Genomic DNA, 1,497 nt, shown 5'->3' with positions numbered 1-1,497 from the left:
ATCAGCCGCTTTCGGAATGACGTAATCCTGTACTATCCGACATTGGAACAGAAAACAGGAAAACGTGGCCATCCCAAGTGGTTTGACGGCAGGATTGACTTTGCCAATCTGGATTTGACCCGGTGCAAGGAATACGAGGTGAACAAGGGAAAGCTATACGGATTGAGGGTATATGCAAAAGCTCTCAAAAGGTATGTTTCCTTAGCCATCTGGTATCCGATGGACGGGAGGACAGACAAGTGGCAGCTTTACTTCTCTACAGACGATTCCATGGATGGACGTGAGGTGCTGGATTATTACAGAACCAGGTTCCAACTGGAATTTTGCTTTAGAGATGGCAAGCAGCATGCAGGAATCACCAGCTGCCAGTCTACCGACTTCAGGAAATTGGATTTTCACTTCAATGCATCGCTTGCTGCTGTCAACTTGGCCAAAGCGGCATGTAAGAGGCTCGGAATAACCTATTCCATATCCTCCTGCAAGTCTTTCATACACAATGCTTATATGCTTGAACGATTTATTTGCGTGTTTGGGATTAGCCCAGACCCGCAAGTTATTGACAAACTTTTCAAAGAACTCATTTTATTTACTGCCAGAGCCGCTTAGGCTTGGCGAATTTTTAACGAACTATTGTAAATAGAAAAATGAAAAAAAATCTTATCGTTGAAAAAAATATCATTTTCATTTTGCAAGTTGAAATAAAACCGTAAATTTGCATCGCTTTTCATAAACAAATTATCGCCGAAATAACTCAGTTGGTAGAGTAACTCATTCGTAATGAGTAAGTCGCGGGTTCGAGTCCCGCTTTCGGCTCTTCAGAAAAAGAGATATACTGAAAATAAAAAGTATATCTCTTTTTATTTTTCGTATGCTCGGCATGAGTATTAGCCAACGGGTGCAAGTCCCCAATGAGCCCTAATAGCGGGAATCATACAGCCAAAAGCAAGGGTGTCCATCGCGAGTTGGAATCTGAAAGAAGCTGGCGGCAAACATCTGGTCTGACGAACAGAAACTTCATATAAGGCATATGACCGTGGGTAAGGTTGCGAAACAAACTAAAGCCCTATAGCTATTCGGGACGGTTAGTGTAAATGGAGCAGACATAAGATTGAAAGTTAATACCCTTATCCGAGGAGGTCTCACGGACATATGGTGAGGATGAATGATTCGAAGTACCATGATGGAGTAAAGCTTGCCGTGAGAAGTCAGCAGAGGTCGTAGTACCCAAGGCATGTATGCCTATAGGGAAGGACCAAACTTTATTTAAACGGCATAACTGAAAACTACCGTTTGTTGGAACGAATGCATAAAACCAAAACAGAAGTATTGGGCTACCTTTAAAGAGATAGGACGGAATCCGAAGGGTATAAAGGAGCGCAGACCTACAAATGGATGGTTGAAGAAGATGTCGTGGAAGTGTCTTTCGAAGAATACGAAAGGCATCCATAGTAAAGAACCGCCGTATGCCGAACGGCACGTACGGGTGGTGTGAGAAGG

2 protein-coding genes and 1 tRNA gene are annotated in these 1,497 nt (G+C 43.2%); 2 read left to right on the top strand and 1 reads right to left on the bottom strand.

Annotated features, from left to right (window positions below; all coding sequences use genetic code 11):
* Together BACCOP_RS01035 and BACCOP_RS01030 are read left to right on the top strand one after the other, a co-directional pair.
* The coding region (locus BACCOP_RS01035; protein WP_007565184.1) for a transposase at nt 1–606 on the top strand (606 nt) is incomplete at its 5' end.
* A 134-nt stretch (nt 607–740) separates the two neighbouring features.
* Nucleotides 741–813, top strand: a tRNA-Thr gene (locus BACCOP_RS01030).
* Nucleotides 814–1,069: 256 nt separating this feature from the next.
* Here BACCOP_RS01030 and BACCOP_RS20855 read toward each other — a convergent pair.
* The coding region (locus tag BACCOP_RS20855) for a hypothetical protein (RefSeq protein ID WP_007565179.1) at nt 1,070–1,497 on the bottom strand (428 nt) is incomplete at its 5' end.

The sequence above is a fragment of the Phocaeicola coprocola DSM 17136 genome (assembly GCF_000154845.1).
Classification (GTDB): Bacteria; Bacteroidota; Bacteroidia; order Bacteroidales; family Bacteroidaceae; genus Phocaeicola; species Phocaeicola coprocola.
The sequence above is the reverse complement of the archived record's forward strand: the minus strand, read 5'-3'. Positions and strand labels throughout refer to the sequence as shown.